Origin of the sequence: Mucilaginibacter sp. SJ, from assembly GCF_028993635.1 — a bacterium.
Lineage (GTDB): Bacteria > Bacteroidota > Bacteroidia > Sphingobacteriales > Sphingobacteriaceae > Mucilaginibacter.
Window position 1 is genome coordinate 70,070 of the sequence record NZ_CP118631.1, and the last position, 18,050, is coordinate 88,119.

Below are 18,050 nucleotides of genomic sequence, written 5' to 3' on the forward strand. Positions count from 1 at the left end.
AGCAGATACCTCAAGTAATTTTTAGTTAATATTAATTTGATGTATTTTTGGCTACATCTTAATTATGCTTAAACAGAACCTTCAACAAAAACTTTTACAAAAACTTTCGCCCCAGCAAATACAATTTATAAAATTGCTGCAGGTGCCTACTGTTTCGCTTGATACCCGGATAAAAGAAGAACTGGAAGAAAACCCCGCACTTGAAGATCTGAGCCTAACCAACCTAAACGAACCCGAAGAACAATATCCCGACCGTGACCCCGACGAAGATAATTATAACAATGACGAGGAAAAGGGCGAGATGGATGAATTTAATATTGACGACTACCTGCAGGAAGATAACGTAAATGATTACGGATCACGCTATGATCAAAATGGTGATGACGAGGATGAGCGTAAAGAGATCCCTATTGCTGTGCAAAGCTCATTTTTTGAAAGTTTGCAAGCCCAGTTAGACCTGCTTCCCCTGAGTGATAAAGATTTCATGATCGGCAAGCAGATCATAGGCAGCCTTGACGATGACGGCTATCTGCGCCGCCCCATCATGTCGCTAACCGACGACCTTGCATTTTCACAAAATGTATTGGCTGAAGATGACGAAGTAGAAGAGATGCTCAGGGTGATCCAGGGCTTTGACCCTCCCGGTGTGGGCGCGCGCAGCTTACAGGAATGCCTGCTGATCCAGCTTCGCAAAAAAGATGCAAGCGACCCGATCGTAAAAAAAGCCATACAGGTTGTTGAACATTATTTGGATGAGTTTACCCGTAAACATTACGATAAGCTTGAAAAATCATTGAATATGAACTCGGCTGAGTTGCGTGCGGTGGTTAATGAGATCTTAAAACTCAATCCCAAACCCGGCGACTCAAACGAGATCAACACTAAGCAAATGCAGGTGATCCCTGATTTTCATATCACTAACAATGATGGCGTACTCATCCTTACCCTCAATTCAAAAAACGCGCCCGAACTTAGGGTAAGCCGCTCATACCAGGAAATGTTTCAGCATTATGACAAGGCTTCCCAAAAGGATAAAAAACTGAAGGAAGCAGTGCAATTTGTAAAGCAAAAGCTTGATTCGGCCAAGTGGTTTATTGATGCTATTAAACAGCGCCAGCAAACGCTGCTTAAAACCATGAATGCCATTATGCAGTACCAGTACGAGTTTTTCCTTACAGGTGATGATAAAAACCTGAAGCCAATGATCCTGAAAGACATTGCCGACCGTATTGGCATGGATATTTCAACGGTATCCCGTGTAGCCAACTCCAAGTATGTACAAACAGAGTTTGGTACCTTCCTGCTGAAATCTTTCTTCTCTGAAGCCATCCAAACCGAGAGCGGTGAGGAAGTATCCAATAAAGAGGTTAAAAAGATTTTGGAAGAGCATATCGGCAAAGAGGATAAACGTCACCCGCTTGCTGATGAAAAATTGACCGAGATTCTTAAAGACGCCGGCTACAACATAGCCCGTCGTACCGTAGCCAAATACCGCGAACAAATGAACATCCCGGTGGCAAGGTTGAGGAAGGAGTTGTAATTAAATTGTGGGCTGTCACCCTGAGCTTGTCGAAGGGTTGCGCGCAGAGGCCCTGCCCACCATGCTTCGACGGGCTCAGCATGACACCCATCTTTTTTATAGGTACGAACCATTTTTATAAAAAGTAAAACGCCCTAAGAACAGAGTCCTTAAGGCGTTTTTAATATCAGCAATTTCAAAGCTTACACATTCACAGCGCAAAGCTCGCGAACTTTAGCTACTACAAAATCAACTTCTTCTTTTGTATTATACTTTGAGAACGAGAAACGTACCGATGGCCTTGAAGAGCTGGCCCCGATAGCAGTTAATACATGCGAACCAATATCGCTGCCCGAACTGCAAGCACTACCACCCGAAGCAGAAATACCGGCAATATCAAGGTTAAACAGCAGCATATCGCTCATTTCCATCTCGGGGAAAGCCACGTTCAATACTGTATATAAACTTTTTTCGGGGTCGGTTTCGCCGTTAAAGCTTACACCGGGTACGTTTGCAACCAGTTGCTCCATCATGTATGATTTTAAACCCTGAATATGGTTTTTGTGCTGTTCCATTTCGCCGTAAGCAAGTTCAAGCGCTTTGGCCAAACCAACTATACCATAAATATTTTCGGTACCGCCGCGCATGTTGCGTTCCTGGGCGCCACCGTAAATAAATGGTTTTATTTTGATTTTATGATTTATATGCAGGAAACCTACTCCCTTAGGGCCATGCAATTTATGACCGGCACATACCACAAAGTGAGCTTTAAGCTTGCTCAGGTCATGCTGGTAATGGCCCATGGTTTGCACAGTATCGCAATGATAAATGGCATTGTATGCTTCGCACAGGTCACCAATACGTTCCATGTCCGACAGGGTGCCTATTTCGTTATTGGCATGCATTAATGAAACAAAACTGCGTTCATTTTCTTTCAATAATGTTTCCAGGTGATGATAATCGATAACACCCCTGCTGTCTATGTTTACCAGGCTCAATTTAATAATGCCCGATTTTTCCATTGCTTCCAGCGTGTGGAGCACTGCGTGATGCTCGGTGGGGCTGGTGATGGCGTGGGTAATTTTGTGATCAATGATACCGCACCTGATAGCCGTATTATCGGCCTCTGTACCGCTTGATGTAAAAAAGATTTCGGCGGGAGAGGTGTGCAGCAAACCGGCAATTGTTTTCCGCGAACGCTCAATTAAAGTACGGGCTTCCCTGCCGTGGGCATGTATTGACGACGGATTACCAAACTGGCTTTCCATCACCTTATACATCTCCTTCATCACATCCGGATCAAGCGGCGTAGTGGCGGCATTATCAAAATAAACGCGCATTTTTTTTAAATTTATAAATTAATGGATCAGTAAATCAAAACACATGCCCGGTAATTATATATAAGCAAGCAACCAACGGTATTTACCGCCGGTTGCCTGCTATTTTTAATACCAGTAAAATTAACCTTTCAGTTGTAAGATCTCCTTAATATCGATGATGATCTTATTGGCCAAACCGTTTGCCACGGTTTCAGAATTACCTTCAGAGTAGATCCTGATAATGGGCTCGGTGTTTGACCTCCGCAAATGTACCCATTCTTTATCAAATTCTATTTTCAGGCCATCAATTGTTGAGTGGGGTTGCTTGATGTATTTTTCTTCAACTTTCGCCAAAAGGGCGTCTATATCCATTTCGGGCGTTAAAGTGATCTTGTTTTTTGAAATAAAATAACCCGGATATGACGCGCGCAAACTCGAAACCGACTTACCATATTTGGCCAGATGTGTTAAAAACAACGCGATACCAACTAAAGCGTCACGACCGTAATGTAACTCAGGGTAGATAACCCCGCCATTACCTTCGCCGCCAATAACAGCGTTGACTTCTTTCATTTTGTTAACCACGTTAACCTCTCCAACCGCAGCCGCATGATATTCGCCGCCCGCTTTTTCAGTTACGTCGCGCAGCGCACGGGTTGATGATAGGTTAGATACCGTGTTGCCCACATTGTTTTTCAAAACATAGTCGGCTACGGCAACCAGCGTATATTCTTCGCCAAACATGTTCCCATCTTCGCAAACAAAGCAAAGGCGGTCTACATCCGGATCAACAGCAATACCCAAATCGGCGCGTTTACCCACAACCTCTTTTGATAAAGCTATCAGGTTTTCAGGAAGCGGCTCAGGATTATGCGGGAAATTGCCATCTGGCTCACAATATAATTCGTGAACGGTTTCAACCCCTAAAGCTTTCAACAAGGCCGGTACAAAAATGCCGCCTGTTGAGTTTACGCAATCTATTACTACTTTAAAGTTGGCTTTCTTTATCGCCTCAACATCAACCAGCGGCAAGGCCAGTACAAGGTCGATGTGTTTTTGAAGCCAGGTGTCATCATGAGTAACTTTACCCAGATCGTTTACATCAGCATAATTAAAGTCGCTGTATTCGGCAATTGTTAGTACTTCTTTGCCATCGGAATCACTGATGAACTCGCCATCGGCATTGAGCAGTTTAAGCGCGTTCCATTGTTTGGGGTTGTGGCTTGCGGTAAGGATTATACCACCCGCTGCCTGCTCACCGGTAACGGCAACCTCAACAGTTGGCGTAGTTGATAAACCAAGATCAATAACATCAATCCCCAAACCCTGTAGCGTGCCAATTACAAGATTGTTCACCATAGCACCCGATAAACGGGCATCGCGGCCTACTACAATCTTTTTAATCCCTGATTTTTTTACAGCCCATGATCCGTAGGCCGAAGTAAATTTTACAATATCAAGCGGTGTTAAACCATCGCCAACAGCACCGCCTATGGTGCCGCGTATTCCTGAAATAGATTTTATTAATGTCAAAATGCGAAGTTTTTGGTGTGGTAAAAGTAAAAAATATAAGCTACAAATGATATTGTTTTAAGGATTTACGCAAACGCTTGCATATAAGGTTACGGTTAATTTATTGTTTTTTAATACGGTGCAGGGTGGTTTCAATTGTCATCCCTACGCATTATTTTATGCTTAACGGGATAATGCTGCTGCTAAGTATTAAAATTTAAAGGATTTTTTAAGCTATTTGATAACTTTGGAAATTACAGCAAACAAACACCTATAGTAAAAAACAATGCCCAACTATCTTTTAAACCTCGACCGGCATTTATTTTATTTCATTAATCATGACCTGTCCAATTCATTTTTCGACTGGATCATGCCCTTGTTGCGTAACCCCAAATTCTGGATCCCCCTGTATATTTTCATTATCATTTTTTGTTTATGGCGATATAAAAAAACAGGCGCTGTCATTATAGTGCTGCTGGCGGCATCGGCAGGCGTTGCTGATTTCACCAGCGGGGTTATTATCAAGCACAATATTCAGCGGCTTCGCCCTTGCCGTGATCCGGTTGTATCTGCAACCGATATCAGCCGTGTGCCCTGTGGTAGCGGGTATAGTTTCCCATCAACCCACGCCACCGATCATTTTGCCATGGCGATATTCCTTGGCTTTGTGTTTTTCAGAAAATGGAGGTGGATATGGCTTTGGGCGATACTTTGGGCAGGCAGCATTTGCTTTGCACAGGTATATGTGGGGGTGCATTTCCCGGTAGATGTATTGTGCGGTGCTTTATATGGGGCCTTTGTTGGATGGCTGTTTTCATTATTGTTTAAAAAATTACAACCTGCCTTTTAATGGGATATTGGAAAATTCTGCTGCTTTTTTTTGCTGCCTTTTTTGGCGGTACTTCTGTATTTTTATTTAAAGGCGATAACCACAAAACGCTGAAGCTGGTGCTGTCGTTCAGCGGGGCTTACCTGTTTGGTATTACCGTTTTGCACCTGATTCCCGATGCTTACCACGGTAATGATAACTACGTTGGCGTATTCATATTGGTCGGCTTCCTGTTCCAGATTGTGCTTGAACAATTTTCGGACGGGATTGAGCACGGCCACATGCACAAACATCCGCATGATATGGCAGTTTTCCCAATTGGCATCATGGCAAGTCTCTGCCTGCACGCTTTTTTGGAGGGAATGCCGCTTGCTCAGGGCAACCAGGACCAATTAGTTTACGGCATTGCCTTACATCATATCCCGGCGGCATTCGCACTGGCTACAGTGTTGCTCACTAACAAACAAGGTAAAAACAAAACCATACTTTTTGTGGCGGTATTCGCGGTAATGGCCCCGGCAGGATATTTTTTCAGCGATGCGTTAAGCAGCGGAAACATCGGTAACCTGCAACATTATTTTAACAGGATCATGGGCGTTGTTATCGGCATCTTCCTGCATATCTCCACCACTATCCTCTTTGAATCGAGTGCTGATCACCGTTTCAATATGCGTAAAATGATGGCGGTATTGGCGGGTGTGACCATTGCGCTGCTGGGGTTTTTGAAAGAGTTGTAGGTTATTTATCCTATTACTTTATGTAAAATTAATTTCTGGATAAATTTTCTATTTTTCCAGTTCCAGGCCCCAGTCTTTCCCTTTATCAACCGCAGGTACTCCCTTATCCATCCAAACCGGCGTTGGCGCGCCTTTTAAAAAGTGATCGAAGAATTGCTGCTCACGTATAGTAATGTCTTTGCGGTTTTGGCGTAGCACCAGGTTATGAGCCTCGCCATTGTATTGCAGTAACCAAACAGGTTTACCTAAACGGCGTAGAGCTGTAAACATTTCAATTCCCTGGTACCAGGGCACAGCGCCGTCGGCATCGTTACTCATGATCATTACCGGTGTTTTTACTTTAGGTAACTGAAACAAGGGCGAGTTTTCGATATACAGCTCGGGCTTTTCCCAAAGTGTGGCGCCAATTCGGCTTTGTGATTTTTCGTATTGGAATTGCCTGTTCAGTCCCGATTCCCAGCGGATCCCCCCATAGGCCGAAGTCATGTTAGCTACCGGCGCGCCTGCCCAGGCTGCCGCGTACATATTTGTTTGGGTAATGAGGTAAGCCACCTGGTAACCGCCCCAGCTTTGGCCCTGTAAGCCAATATGTGCAGCATCAACCCATGTGTTTTTCTTTAAAGCATCAACACCCGAATTTACAAACTCGACCGCAGATGCCCCGGGATGACCGGTTTGATAGCTGATATCAGGCGCGAACACAAGATAACCGTTGCTTACAAAAAATGAGATGGGCAGGCGGGAAGGGGTAGGAGCAGGTGCAATGTAATTATAAAGCCCGTCAGAAAGTTTCTCATAAAAATAAACTATCATCGGGTACTTTTTGGCCGGGTCAAAATCTTCGGGTTTATACAGGATCCCTTGCGACTGATAGCCTTTAGGTGTCGTCCACCTCACAAGCTCGGCAGTGCCCCAGTTATAATCATTTTGTTGTAGGTTGATGCTGCTCAGCTTGATCTCTTTCTTCAAATCAGATGAAAAGTACAAATCAGGCGACTGTTTATAGCTTGCTTTGGTGTAGATGTAAGCTTCGGCATTTTTAGCTTTCAGCAGGTTATCATAACTCATGGAGGCGATGACCATTTTTTCGGGTTGATTGTTCGCTTCAGGAAGTTTTTGAAAATATCCCCATTGCCTGGTTTCTTCGTTTTGGGTTAACAGCCACATAGGCTCTTTCAGGGGGATGAATTTTTGCTCCGGGTCTGTTTGATCATACCTGATGATCAGTTTGTTTTTGCGCCCGATGCCTTTGGTGAAGTTAAACGCGTCGCCCGTTGCCGGGTCAAAACGCCATATGTCGTACCGGTCATAAATAAATACAGCCTTGTCTCCTGCTAACCAGCCTGCCACACCGTAAGCTGAAGGATACCCTGGCACGTCGTTCAGTTCGTCGCCCATTCTGGTGCCGGTCGCTTTGCTCAGGTTTATTTTTTGCCCGGTTGCAATGGTATAACAGTACCAGGCCTGATCTTTGAGATCAAACCACAGCACATAATTGCCCTGCGGCGAGATATAATAACGGCCCAAAGAGGCATTAATAAACCTGTGATTGCCGCTCCGGGTATCAATTAAAATGGCTTGTTGTTTGGTGCCGCCTTCCCACTGGGCCGACACGCGGGCTCCGGTATCTGTAAGTCCTAATACATAGCGGGCATCTTTATTTTCGGCAGTTAATATTTCTGGGATGGCCTTGCTACCTAATTGAATAATTTTGGCGTTCGTTTCTTCAGGTTTTATGACAGCAAGATAGCTACGCTTTAGCTCGGTTTGCAGGTTTTTGAGCTGCTGGGGCTGCAGGTAATCATCTTTGTAGTTCCAGATATCCAGCTTGGCTACCTCAAAATCAACAAGGGTGGTATCGGCAGGCTTGGGGATAGGCGCAGTGCCAAAGAAAAGGCTATTGCCGCTTTTGCTAAAGCTTACTTTGCCGTCGCCACTTACCGCCCAGTTATCGGGTATGCCTGCAGATCCGGCAGCGGCAATAACTTCCGCGCTATCTTTTGCCGTATTGTAGTAATAAAGCTTAAAGGGTTTTACCAGTGTTTTTTCCGGATTTTTCTCGGCAGTAAAAGCTATCTGGCGCCCGGCATCATCAATACTGATATTATGGTAATTCCCTCTGCCGGTGCTTAACCGTTTGACCGCGTTTTTTTCCAAATCAAATAGATACAGACCAGATACAGTCTCTTTTTGTTTAGCCGGCGCTGTTACAGCAAACGCAATCCATTTTCCATTTTTACTGACCTGGTATTCTGTAACATATTTAAAAGAGCGTTCGGCGGCGGTTTTTAACTTTTTAATAGTTAAATCTGCACCTTCATGTGTAGGCGGGGCTACAGTTGCAGCTATCGCTTTTTTTGTGGTATCGCCTGATGCTGGTTTTTTAAGCGTATCGGCTGTTGCCAGGTAGGCAATAACAGCTGCATCTTCGGCTATTTTAAATGAACGGATAGCCGGGACTTTCCTTACGGATAATGATCCTAAAGTAATTATACCTAATGTATCTTTAGGGAAATCGGCCTGCTTTTTCTTCTTTATTTTGGCCTGCCTGGTATCCTTATAAAAAGGCCGGATAAGGCATACAGCAAATTTTGAATCGCTGCTTATCTTAATTGTGTCAGCTCTCGGAATTTTTACCAAAGTAGCGTTCCTGGCGTCTTTTATAATCAGTTCAGCATCGCCCTGCTGCGGCTTTATGACGTAACCTATCCATTTACCATCATTGCTGATGCGTTGCCCTGCTATACTTTGCCATCCGTCAAACACAGTATGGTCTAAAGGTTTTTTAGCTGTTTTTTGAGCAGATACATGAAACCCAATAGCTAATAACAGGCAGGCTGATAGTAAAAGTTTACGCATACAGGAAAGATGTCAAACCTAAATATGCTGAAAACTTATGGTTAAAAGAAATTAGTTACTGTAAAGTTACAATTGATGTGAAAGGTGAAAGGTGAAAGGTGAAAGGTGAAAGGTGAAAGGTGAAAGGAATTATGTTAAATAACCAAAAACAACCTTTGGCCTTTTAGCTTTCGCCTTTCACCTCAAAAATTAGCACATCGCCTTGTTCAAGGCGCGGATCGCCTCATCGAAATCTTCGCGGGCTATCAAAAACTGGATGTTCACCATTCTTAATGCAAAGCCGCAGCTTTTGATGTTGATCCCTTTTTGGGCCAATGCTGTTGCGGATTTTGCCAGTAAACCCGGCTGATCCATGTTGGAACCTATCAGGCAAACCATCGCCATTTTTTCCACAGCAACTTTTTCGTAATTATCTTCCAGTTCTCCAATCAGTTTTTTATTGTAGTCCTTCTCCCATATCACGATAGAAATGCTGTTGGCGCTGGTGGCCTTAAAGCTATAGCTAACGCCAAACTTGTAAAACAGCTGCATGATATGAAAATCGGTACCTACGTTACCAACCATTGAGGGGTCATAAATATCGATCATGATCACCTTATCGGTGCCGGTGATTACCTCGACACGCTTTTTATCACAAATATATTCGCGGGTTATTAACGTACCGGGATGTTCCGGCTGAAAGGTATTCTTGATTCGCAGGTCGATATCATTTATTTCAAGCGGTTTTGACGCTTTAGGGTGGATAGCCTCCATGCCCACGTCGGCCAGCTGATCGGCAACATCATAGTTGGTGTTACCTACCGGGAAACAGTTTTCAACGCCAACCAACTGAGGGTCGGCAGTGCAAAGGTGGTATTCTTTGTGAATAATGGCTTCCTGCGGCTGTACAGCAACGGCAATTTTACTGAAAGTAACTTCCGAATAGCCGCGGTCGAACTCGCGCATAATACCTTCGGTACCTTTGGCATAGCCGGTAACAATGGTAATGGTTTTTGAAAAATCAATATGGGCAAGGTCTTTCTTAATGCGTTGATCAATGGTTAATGCACGGTGGTCGTGAAAACCGCTCAGGTCGACCAAAGTAGCATTGATACCCATATTTTGCAGGATATTGGTAAAGTTAAATGCCGAATGGCTTTCACCTATAGATGCCAGGATCTCTCTCGCGGCCTGTAAAATACCTTCTTTACCTACATACCCTGATGCCAGAATATTAGCCAGGTTCTCCAGATAGGTTTGAGCATCGTTGATCCTTGTTTCAATGTACTTATCGGCTTCGGCTATGTTCAAACCAAGGCTTTCATAGGTTTTATTGATCTGCTTTAGGCGCGTAATCAATTGTTTTAACGGCGTATGGAAGTCCTTATAATTGGCAAGCTTGTGATATACGCCCGGCGCGCCTGTCTTTTTGTTTTCGAGCAGGAGGTTGGTTACCCCTGAAAATGCCGATACTACAAATATGCGGTTGTAAAGTTGTTCCCCGCTGCGTTCAAACAGGATAATGTTTTTGATCACATCACCCAAAGCGGTCATGGATGTACCGCCAATTTTTTCTACTGTTAACATTTTATATTGAAAGATCAGCAGTCAAATACCATAACCATACCAATTGTTGTAGCTATTTATTAATTGGTTGAATGTAAATAGCTTGTATCTGAACTGCTTTTTTAAAAATAACTCATTTTGATATACGCTATCAAAACGATTGAAATATAATGATTAAAAGCTTTGAGCCTTCGGCCTTAGGCTTTTCGCTTAATTAACTATCCTTTTTATACAAATCACCTGCTTTTTCGGCCGAAAGGCGGATGCCCTTGATCATGGCCGAGCTGAAACCGTGGTGCTCCATTTCATTTAAGCCGGCAATGGTACAGCCGCTTGGTGAGGTTACCTTATCAATTTCCTGCTCGGGGTGCGATGCCAGTTGTAGTAACAAGTCGGCCGCTCCCTTGGCTGTTTGGGCTGCCATCTTTAAGGCGTCATGCGCATGAAAGCCAATCTCTGTTCCGCCTTGTGAAGCAGCGCGGATCGACCTTAAAAAGAAAGCGATACCACAGGCACAAAGAGCCGTGGCCGAGGTCATCAATTCTTCATTGATCTGGATAGTTACACCAACCGTATCAAACAATGATTTGGTCATGTTGATATTTTTATTGGTGCCGTTATCTGTAGCGATACAGGTCATGGAGTGGCCTATCGCAATCGCGGTGTTCGGCATTGCCCTGATCACCTGTACATTGAGGTCAAGGTGCTGGCGGATATCGGCACAGCTAACGCCGGAGATAACAGATATCAATAATTGCTTATCCGGCTTTAACGAAGGTTTGATCTCGTCTAACAGTTTATTAAGTTGTTGCGGCAGTACGGCCAGTACAATAATGTCAGCTTTGCGCACGGCACGGAGGTTATTGTCTGATACATGGTACCCCTGTTCTGAATATTGAGACAATGCGGCTACATTGCGGCGTGTTAATGATATTTGCTGGGGTTTGCAAATACCCGATTTAACCAAACCTTTGGCTAATGACAGGCCTATGTTACCGGAGCCTAATATTGAAATATGCTGTTGTGCGTTCATGCGTTTTTAGTTAAACGTGTTCCAAATGGTTTGTTATCTTTCAATTGACCAAGATCATCTGACTTGCCAATAATTACTGCCTTTACACCACAGGCAATTGCGGTAAAAGCGTTATCAAGTTTAGGTAGCATACCACTGTGTATTATCCTTTCCACTTTTAGTTCCTCGTAGTGCTGCGGGTTAATTTCCCTGATCAGCGATTCTTCGTCATTAATATCTTTTAACACACCTTTTTTCTCAAAACAGTATATGAGGGTGGTTTCATATAATCCCGATAACGATACAGCCAGTGCTGAAGCAATGGTATCGGCGTTGGTATTTAACAGCTGACCTTCACCATCGTGCGTTATAGCACAGAAAACGGGGGTAAAGCCTGCTTCCATCAACCGGCTGATATTTCCGGGGTTGATAGAGTCTTTAACAATATCGCCTACAAAACCATAGTCAATAGTTTTTACCGGCCGTTTAACCGCTTTAATAAAGTTGCCATCGGCACCGGTCAGGCCTATGGCGTTGTTGCCAAAGCGCTGCAACTGGGCTACTATATTTTTGTTGATAAGGCCCCCATAAACCATGGTAACCACCCTCAGCGTTTCAATATCGGTGATGCGTCTTCCATCAACCATTTTTGATTCAATACCTAAATCCTCGGCCATTTGTGTGGCCACTTTTCCACCTCCGTGTACCAGGATCTTTAAGCCTTCAAGCGCTTCAAAGTCCTTTAAAAAATGATACAGGTTTTCAGAGTTATCAATAACGTTTCCACCTATTTTGATTATATAAAGGCCCTTATTTGATGGTAATTTACCTGTTTTGATATGATCTGTATCAATTTTATTCATTCCAGCTGTTAATATAACTCTTTTAGTGCCAAATTTCCACTTTTTTAAACGGAAAACTGTTAAAATTACGAAAATATGGGATGTTTTTTCAAAAATTGATTTAAAAATGAATAATCGGACTTCCAGTTTAAGTTTACAATTTGATTATGAAAGAATTAGTAATATTGGAAAACTTTAAGGCACTATCCTTGCTTATATCTATCTATGGAGCAAAAAAAGAATACCAGGCCACGGGTGGCAATTATAGGGGGAGGATTTGGCGGGATCCATTTAGCTAAAAAACTAAAAGATGCGCCCGTTGATGTACTGATGATTGATAAGCATAATTATCACACGTTTCAGCCCTTGTTGTACCAGGTGGCAGGAGGCTCCATAGCTGCCGATTCAATTGGCTTTCCATTGCGACGGATCTTTACCAGGCAAAAGAATTTTCGCTTCGCGCTTGCTGAAGTGCAAAAGATCAATGCTGAAAGCAATACGCTTGATACTGATATCGGTACCATTTATTACGATTACCTTGCTATAGCTACCGGCTCCAATACCAACTTTTTCGGTAACAAAGAGATAGAGCATTTTGCTATGCCGATGAAGAATATCCCGGAGGCCTTAAATTTAAGAAGCCTGATCCTCCAAAATCTGGAGATGTCGCTCGTATCTAAAGACCCGGAAGAAAAAGCGGCGCTAATGACCTTTGTGGTTGTAGGAGGGGGGCCAACCGGTGTGGAGCTATCTGGTGCACTTGCCGAAATGCGCGAGCTGATATTAATGAAGGATTATCATGGTTTGCGCAAACACAGCATGAGTGTTTACCTTGTTGAGGGTAAAGCGGAGCTGCTGGCCGCGTTTTCGCCGGGGGCGAGGGCCAAGGCCAAAAAGTTTTTGCAGGATATGGACGTAACCATTTATAACAGCGCACACGTGGAAAGCTATAATGGCTATGAACTCAAGATAGATAACGGCACATCGCTGTTAACCCGTAATGTACTTTGGGCGGCAGGAGTAAAGGGAGAATTTCCTGAAGGTATTTCTGCCGGTAATATAGCCCGGGGTAACCGTATCCTGGTTGATGAATTTAATAAGGTGAAAGGTTACGAAAATATTTATGCCATAGGTGATGTTGCCGCCATGATCACCGATGAGTATCCTAACGGGCATCCGGGAGTTGCACCCGTAGCTATCCAGCAGGGACAAAATCTGGGTGAGAACGTTTATCGGATGTTCGACCGTAAACCGTTGGTACCCTTTAAATACAGGGATAAAGGTTCGCTTGCAACCATAGGCCGAAATAAAGCGGTGGCCGACTTGGGGAAAATTCATTTCCAGGGATTTTTTGCCTGGCTGGTATGGGGATTTGTACACATCATGTCGCTGGCAGGCTTTACCAATAAGGGTATCATATTTTTTAGCTGGGCCATCAACTATTTCACCAAAAACAGCGACAACCGACTCATCGTACGCTATTTTGATACCGAAACCCGAATGACGGATCCCGAATCGAGATAAAAACAAACGATAGGCGATTTAATTTTTAAATTTAACAGTAATCACATTCGCTTATAATCAAATTGTTAGCTATAAGCTTTGTGCATTCAGCTTTAAGCTTTAAGTATTTATGGATCTGTTTGTTGTAATTGCTTTGCTGGTTATTGTCAGCGCGATATTCTCGTACCTTAACGCCCGCTTTATTAAGCTGCCGGGCACTATTGGCATTGTACTGCTGGCAACTATTACTTCTATCACCATACTTATTGTAGATAAGATTGATTCGTCGATAGCGGATTACCTGGGCACACTCGCCAAAAATATCAACTTTTCAAAAGCGGTATTGAATGTGCTGCTTGGTTTCCTGCTTTTTTCAAGCTCCTTTAATTTAGATGGCCGGAAGCTTAAGAGGGAAATGCGACCTGTATTTGTGCTGAGCACATTGGGTGTTATTATTTCGACCGCGGTGTTTGGATGCCTGTTATTTTATGTAGCCCCGTTCTTTCATATCCATATGCCGCTGATCTATTGCCTGTTGTTTGGCGCTTTGATTTCACCTACCGATCCGGTGGCAGTTGCAGCCATTATCCGTAATTCAAAGTTACCTGCCAATCTTGAAACTATTATTTCGGGCGAATCCCTTTTTAATGATGGGATAGGGCTGATCTTGTTTGTGATCATCCTGGAGGTGGCGCGGGTGGGAGAAGAGAAAATTGAACTGGCTAAGGTTGTAGTGCTTATTGTTAAGGAAATTATGGGCGGAATATTGGCCGGGGCGGTTTTAGGATATATAGCCCACAGACTAATGCATTCCGTTAAAGATTTCCAGACTATCGTGTTAATTTCGCTGGCGTTGGTGATGGGGCTATCAGTACTTGCTGTTTTACTTGATTTCTCACTTCCACTATCAGTTGTTATAGCTGGATTATTTGCTGGCGGTCAATCTATCAACCAGGATAACAAAGAAAAATCGCATGAGGCATTGGAGAAATTCTGGAAGCTGGTTGATGAAATCCTGAACACTATTTTATTTGTAATGATAGGCCTGCAATTGGTTAACCTGCCTTTTGTAAATAATTACTGGATTACCGGAAGTATTTCTATTGTAACTGTTTTAATTGCCCGCTGGTTGAGCATCATGCTACCACTTACTTTTTTAAGACGTACGCTAAAGATAAACTATAGTAATATCAACGTAATGACATGGGCAGGCTTGCGCGGTGGGATTTCCATTGCTTTGGCGTTGTCGTTGCCTAATACGCCTTACAGGCACTTGATCCTATCGGGAAGTTATTTTATTGTGATATTTTCGGTAATAGTACAGGGGCTAACGCTGAATGTAATGATCAACCGGGCGTCAAAAAAGATTGTAGAATAAAATATTCTGCCGCAGGTTTAGCGCAGAGTAACCTGTGGTAACTGATCTTTGAAGTTTTCAACTTCAGTGGTTAAGTTGGAAACTTAACCGATACATCCCACGGGTTACGCTGCGCTAAACCCGCGGTAGTTAATAGGATATTATTTAAGACGCGACATGTATTTGCCAATCTCCGCTTCAGTAGTGTCCGTACTTTTGCCTAATGCATTGATGATGTTTTCCCGTTCCGTTTCGCTACGGTTTTGACTAAGTTTTTGTTTGCCTTGTAGGTCGTCAACTATGATTTCGAAGGCTACTATACCTTTCATCATCCGTTGTTTGTATTCGTCAGGTAGATTATTCCACTGAGTTAGATATTCAGCCTCATAATTACTGATCATTTGCACTAACAGATCAGCAGTTTGTTCGCCTTCAGGCAGGATTGTTGCTTTGCCGTAAGCGTGTACCGCGATATAATTCCAGGTAGGTACGTTGGTTTCCTTTTCGTAATGTTTGGGTGAGATATAAGCGTGAGGCTCAGTAAAGATCACCAATATTTCCTTTCCAATAATTTCAGCAGCCTGCGGGTTGGCCTTGGCGAAATGAGACGACAAAACAATTTTATCATCGCGTTTGCTTACCAGGAAGGGAAGATGCGTAGCAAACGGAACGTTATCAGTAGCTGTTACAATTGTTGCAAAGCTATAGCGCTGCATAAAGCTGATTGTTTCTTGCTCATTCGTTAACTGGAAATGTTTTGGCGTATACATCGAGAGGAAAGATTTAAGACGGGAAGAAGCAAGAACCAAGACAGATTTGTTTTGACTCTTGCTTTTTATATCAATAACAATTGCTTACAAACTTTCCAGCATCTGTTTCAGTACAGCTTGAGCGGCCCAAACACGGTTGCCGGCTTCGTGTACCACAATTGAGTTTGGCCCGTCTAATATTTCGTCAGAGAGCTCCAGGTTACGGCGTACCGGTAAGCAATGCATTACTTTGGCATTGTTGGTTTGCTCCAGCTTTTTGTTAGTAAGCATCCACTCTTCGTGTTTGCCTAATATATTGCCATAAGGCTCATACGCCGACCAGTTTTTTACGTAGATGAAATCCGCGCCGGCTAAAGCCTCATCCTGATCATAAGAGATATTTGCACCCTGGGTAAAATCGGTACAAAGCTCATATCCTTTAGGTTGCACGATAGTAAAGTCGACATCCGCCTTGCACATCCACTCCGAGAATGAGTTTGGAACAGCTTGCGGCAATGGTTTGATATGCGGCGCCCAGGTTAAAACCACTTTAGGACGCGCTGTTGTTTTCAGCTCTTCAATAGTGATCAAGTCGGCCAAACTTTGCAGCGGGTGGCGGGTAGCTGATTCCAAACTAACAACTGGCACTTTGCAAAATTCAACAAACTTATTGAAAATCATTTCGCTGTAATCTTCCTCACGGTTCCTTAAGCCAGGGAACGAACGAACGCCAATAATATCAGCGTATTGGCCCATAACGCCTGCGGCTTCACGGATATGCTCAACAGTAGTGCCATCCATGATGACGCCGTCGCGCAGTTCAAGTGCCCAGCCTTCTTTATCGATATTGAGCACCATTACATTCATGCCCAAATTGATAGCAGCTTTTTGTGTACTCATACGGGTACGTAAACTTGGATTTAAAAACACTAATGCAAGTGTTTTATTTTTACCAAGCTTTTGGTGGGCAAATGGATCCTGCTTAAGCGCCAATGCCTCTTTTACAAGCGCGTTAACATCAGCAACATCATTAACAGAAGAGAATAGTTTCATGAACTTACAATTTTTGGGTGAGTTGTTCTGCTATTTATTTTTTTAAGTCTCCCCCTTCAGGGGGAGACTTAGAGAGGGCTTATTGATTCAATACATTTACAAAAGCTTCCAGGAACCTATCGGCATGAGCCTTAGTCAAATTTAAAGCAGGTAATAGCCTGATCACGTTTGGTTTAGCTTCGCCGGTAAATATATGGTGCTTGTTTAGCAACTCTTTACGCGCATGGGCCAATTCCTCAGGCAATTCGATCCCGATCATTAAACCACGACCACGAACTTCTTTAACCTGCTCCAGTTTGTTAAGCTCCTTTATTAAGTAACCGCCAACTTCAGCAGTATTTTGCAACAGGTTATCCTGTTCTATAGTTTCAAGTACAGCTAAACCTGCTGCGCAAGCCAGGTGGTTACCACCAAAAGTGGTACCCAACATGCCATAAGCCGGCTGTATTTTTGGCGAAATAATGATACCACCAACAGGGAAACCATTACCCATGCCTTTAGCCATGCTATAGATGTCGGCATCCACACCGGCAAAATCATGTGAGAAGAATTTTCCGGTACGGCCGTAACCGCATTGTACAGAATCGGCAATGAAAACGGCGTTATATTGGTCGCACAACGAACGGATCTTTTGCAGGAAGCCTTCAGGTGCAACCTGGATACCACCAACACCTTGAATACCTTCGATAATTACCGAAGAGATTTCGTTGTTTTTGAATGCTTCTTCCAGTGCTGTTTCATCAGCCCATGGCAAAAAGATCACATTGTCAGTCTCATTGATCGGGGCAACGATCTTAGGGTTGTCTGTAACAGCAACCGCCAACGATGTTCGGCCGTGAAATGATTTGCTGAATGCGATCACTTTCTTCTTCCCGTTATAAAAAGAAGCCAGTTTTAAAGCATTCTCATTGGCCTCAGCACCGGAGTTACACAGGAATAATTGGTAATCTTCTTTACCCGAAACCTTACCTAATTTTTGCGCTAACTCTTTTTGAATAGGAATCTCGATAGAGTTAGAGTAAAAGCCAAGCTTGTGTAATTGATCTTCTAATCTTTTAACATAATGCGGATGGGTATGACCGATAGAAATAACGGCATGACCACCATACATATCAAGGTATTCAGTATCGTGGTTATCGTACACTAAACTTCCTTGTCCTCTTACTATGTTGATCGGATTAATAGGATATACGTCGAACAGATTCATATTATTG

The 18,050-nt window shown here is 43.4% G+C and carries 14 protein-coding genes; 5 read left to right on the forward strand and 9 right to left on the reverse strand.

Annotated features, from left to right (window positions below):
* The first annotated feature begins 64 nt into the window (after positions 1–64).
* The gene (gene rpoN, locus MusilaSJ_RS00315) at positions 65–1,540 is read left to right on the forward strand and encodes an RNA polymerase factor sigma-54 (RefSeq protein WP_274988094.1); all 1,476 of its coding nucleotides are present in this window, start codon (positions 65–67) and stop codon (positions 1,538–1,540) included.
* A 182-nt stretch (positions 1,541–1,722) separates the two neighbouring features.
* Here rpoN and MusilaSJ_RS00320 read toward each other — a convergent pair whose 3' ends face one another.
* The gene (locus MusilaSJ_RS00320) at positions 1,723–2,859 is read right to left on the reverse strand and encodes a cysteine desulfurase family protein (RefSeq protein WP_274988095.1); all 1,137 of its coding nucleotides are present in this window, start codon (positions 2,857–2,859) and stop codon (positions 1,723–1,725) included.
* A 120-nt stretch (positions 2,860–2,979) separates the two neighbouring features.
* Complete coding sequence (glmM, locus tag MusilaSJ_RS00325; protein WP_274988096.1) at positions 2,980–4,371, reverse strand: phosphoglucosamine mutase; 1,392 nt, start codon at positions 4,369–4,371, stop codon at positions 2,980–2,982.
* 265 nt (positions 4,372–4,636) lie between these two features.
* On the opposite strand from glmM, the gene MusilaSJ_RS00330 reads away from it, so the two are divergent.
* Positions 4,637–5,200: a phosphatase PAP2 family protein gene (locus MusilaSJ_RS00330; RefSeq protein WP_274988097.1), complete on the forward strand. Its 564-nt coding sequence runs from the start codon at positions 4,637–4,639 to the stop codon at positions 5,198–5,200.
* On the forward strand, positions 5,200–5,916 hold the full coding sequence (locus MusilaSJ_RS00335) for a ZIP family metal transporter (RefSeq protein ID WP_274988098.1): 717 nt from the start codon (positions 5,200–5,202) through the stop codon (positions 5,914–5,916). The genes MusilaSJ_RS00330 and MusilaSJ_RS00335 overlap by 1 nt, the downstream gene beginning before the upstream one ends.
* A gap of 48 nt (positions 5,917–5,964) precedes the next feature.
* On the opposite strand, the gene MusilaSJ_RS00340 is transcribed toward MusilaSJ_RS00335, so the two are convergent.
* The 4 genes from MusilaSJ_RS00340 to argB form a co-directional block, all read right to left on the reverse strand.
* Positions 5,965–8,775, reverse strand: a complete 2,811-nt coding sequence (locus MusilaSJ_RS00340; protein ID WP_274988099.1) for a S9 family peptidase — start codon at positions 8,773–8,775, stop codon at positions 5,965–5,967.
* A gap of 189 nt (positions 8,776–8,964) precedes the next feature.
* Positions 8,965–10,341, reverse strand: a complete 1,377-nt coding sequence (locus MusilaSJ_RS00345) for an aspartate kinase (protein ID WP_274988100.1) — start codon at positions 10,339–10,341, stop codon at positions 8,965–8,967.
* 193 nt (positions 10,342–10,534) lie between these two features.
* Complete coding sequence (gene proC, locus MusilaSJ_RS00350; RefSeq protein ID WP_274988101.1) at positions 10,535–11,353, reverse strand: pyrroline-5-carboxylate reductase; 819 nt, start codon at positions 11,351–11,353, stop codon at positions 10,535–10,537.
* Positions 11,350–12,195, reverse strand: a complete 846-nt coding sequence (gene argB, locus MusilaSJ_RS00355; RefSeq protein ID WP_274988102.1) for an acetylglutamate kinase — start codon at positions 12,193–12,195, stop codon at positions 11,350–11,352. The genes proC and argB overlap by 4 nt, the downstream gene beginning before the upstream one ends.
* 204 nt (positions 12,196–12,399) lie before the next feature.
* Here argB and MusilaSJ_RS00360 point away from each other — a divergent pair, with 204 nt between their 5' ends.
* Complete coding sequence (locus MusilaSJ_RS00360; RefSeq protein ID WP_274988103.1) at positions 12,400–13,698, forward strand: NAD(P)/FAD-dependent oxidoreductase; 1,299 nt, start codon at positions 12,400–12,402, stop codon at positions 13,696–13,698.
* 109 nt (positions 13,699–13,807) lie between these two features.
* The gene (locus MusilaSJ_RS00365) at positions 13,808–15,055 is read left to right on the forward strand and encodes a cation:proton antiporter (protein WP_274988104.1); all 1,248 of its coding nucleotides are present in this window, start codon (positions 13,808–13,810) and stop codon (positions 15,053–15,055) included.
* Positions 15,056–15,195: 140 nt separating this feature from the next.
* Here the strand turns inward: MusilaSJ_RS00365 and MusilaSJ_RS00370 are convergent, their stop codons facing one another.
* The 3 genes from MusilaSJ_RS00370 to MusilaSJ_RS00380 all read right to left on the reverse strand — a co-directional run bounded on the left by MusilaSJ_RS00370 (position 15,196) and on the right by MusilaSJ_RS00380 (position 18,043).
* Positions 15,196–15,804 carry an FMN-binding negative transcriptional regulator gene (locus tag MusilaSJ_RS00370; protein ID WP_274988105.1) on the reverse strand — a complete coding sequence of 203 codons (609 nt, stop codon included), beginning with the start codon at positions 15,802–15,804 and terminating at the stop codon, positions 15,196–15,198.
* Positions 15,805–15,888: 84 nt separating this feature from the next.
* Positions 15,889–16,836, reverse strand: a complete 948-nt coding sequence (locus tag MusilaSJ_RS00375; RefSeq protein ID WP_091162677.1) for an N-acetylornithine carbamoyltransferase — start codon at positions 16,834–16,836, stop codon at positions 15,889–15,891.
* A gap of 79 nt (positions 16,837–16,915) precedes the next feature.
* Positions 16,916–18,043, reverse strand: coding sequence for an aspartate aminotransferase family protein (locus MusilaSJ_RS00380; RefSeq protein ID WP_274988106.1), 1,128 nt, complete (start codon positions 18,041–18,043; stop codon positions 16,916–16,918).
* Positions 18,044–18,050 lie beyond the last annotated feature (7 nt).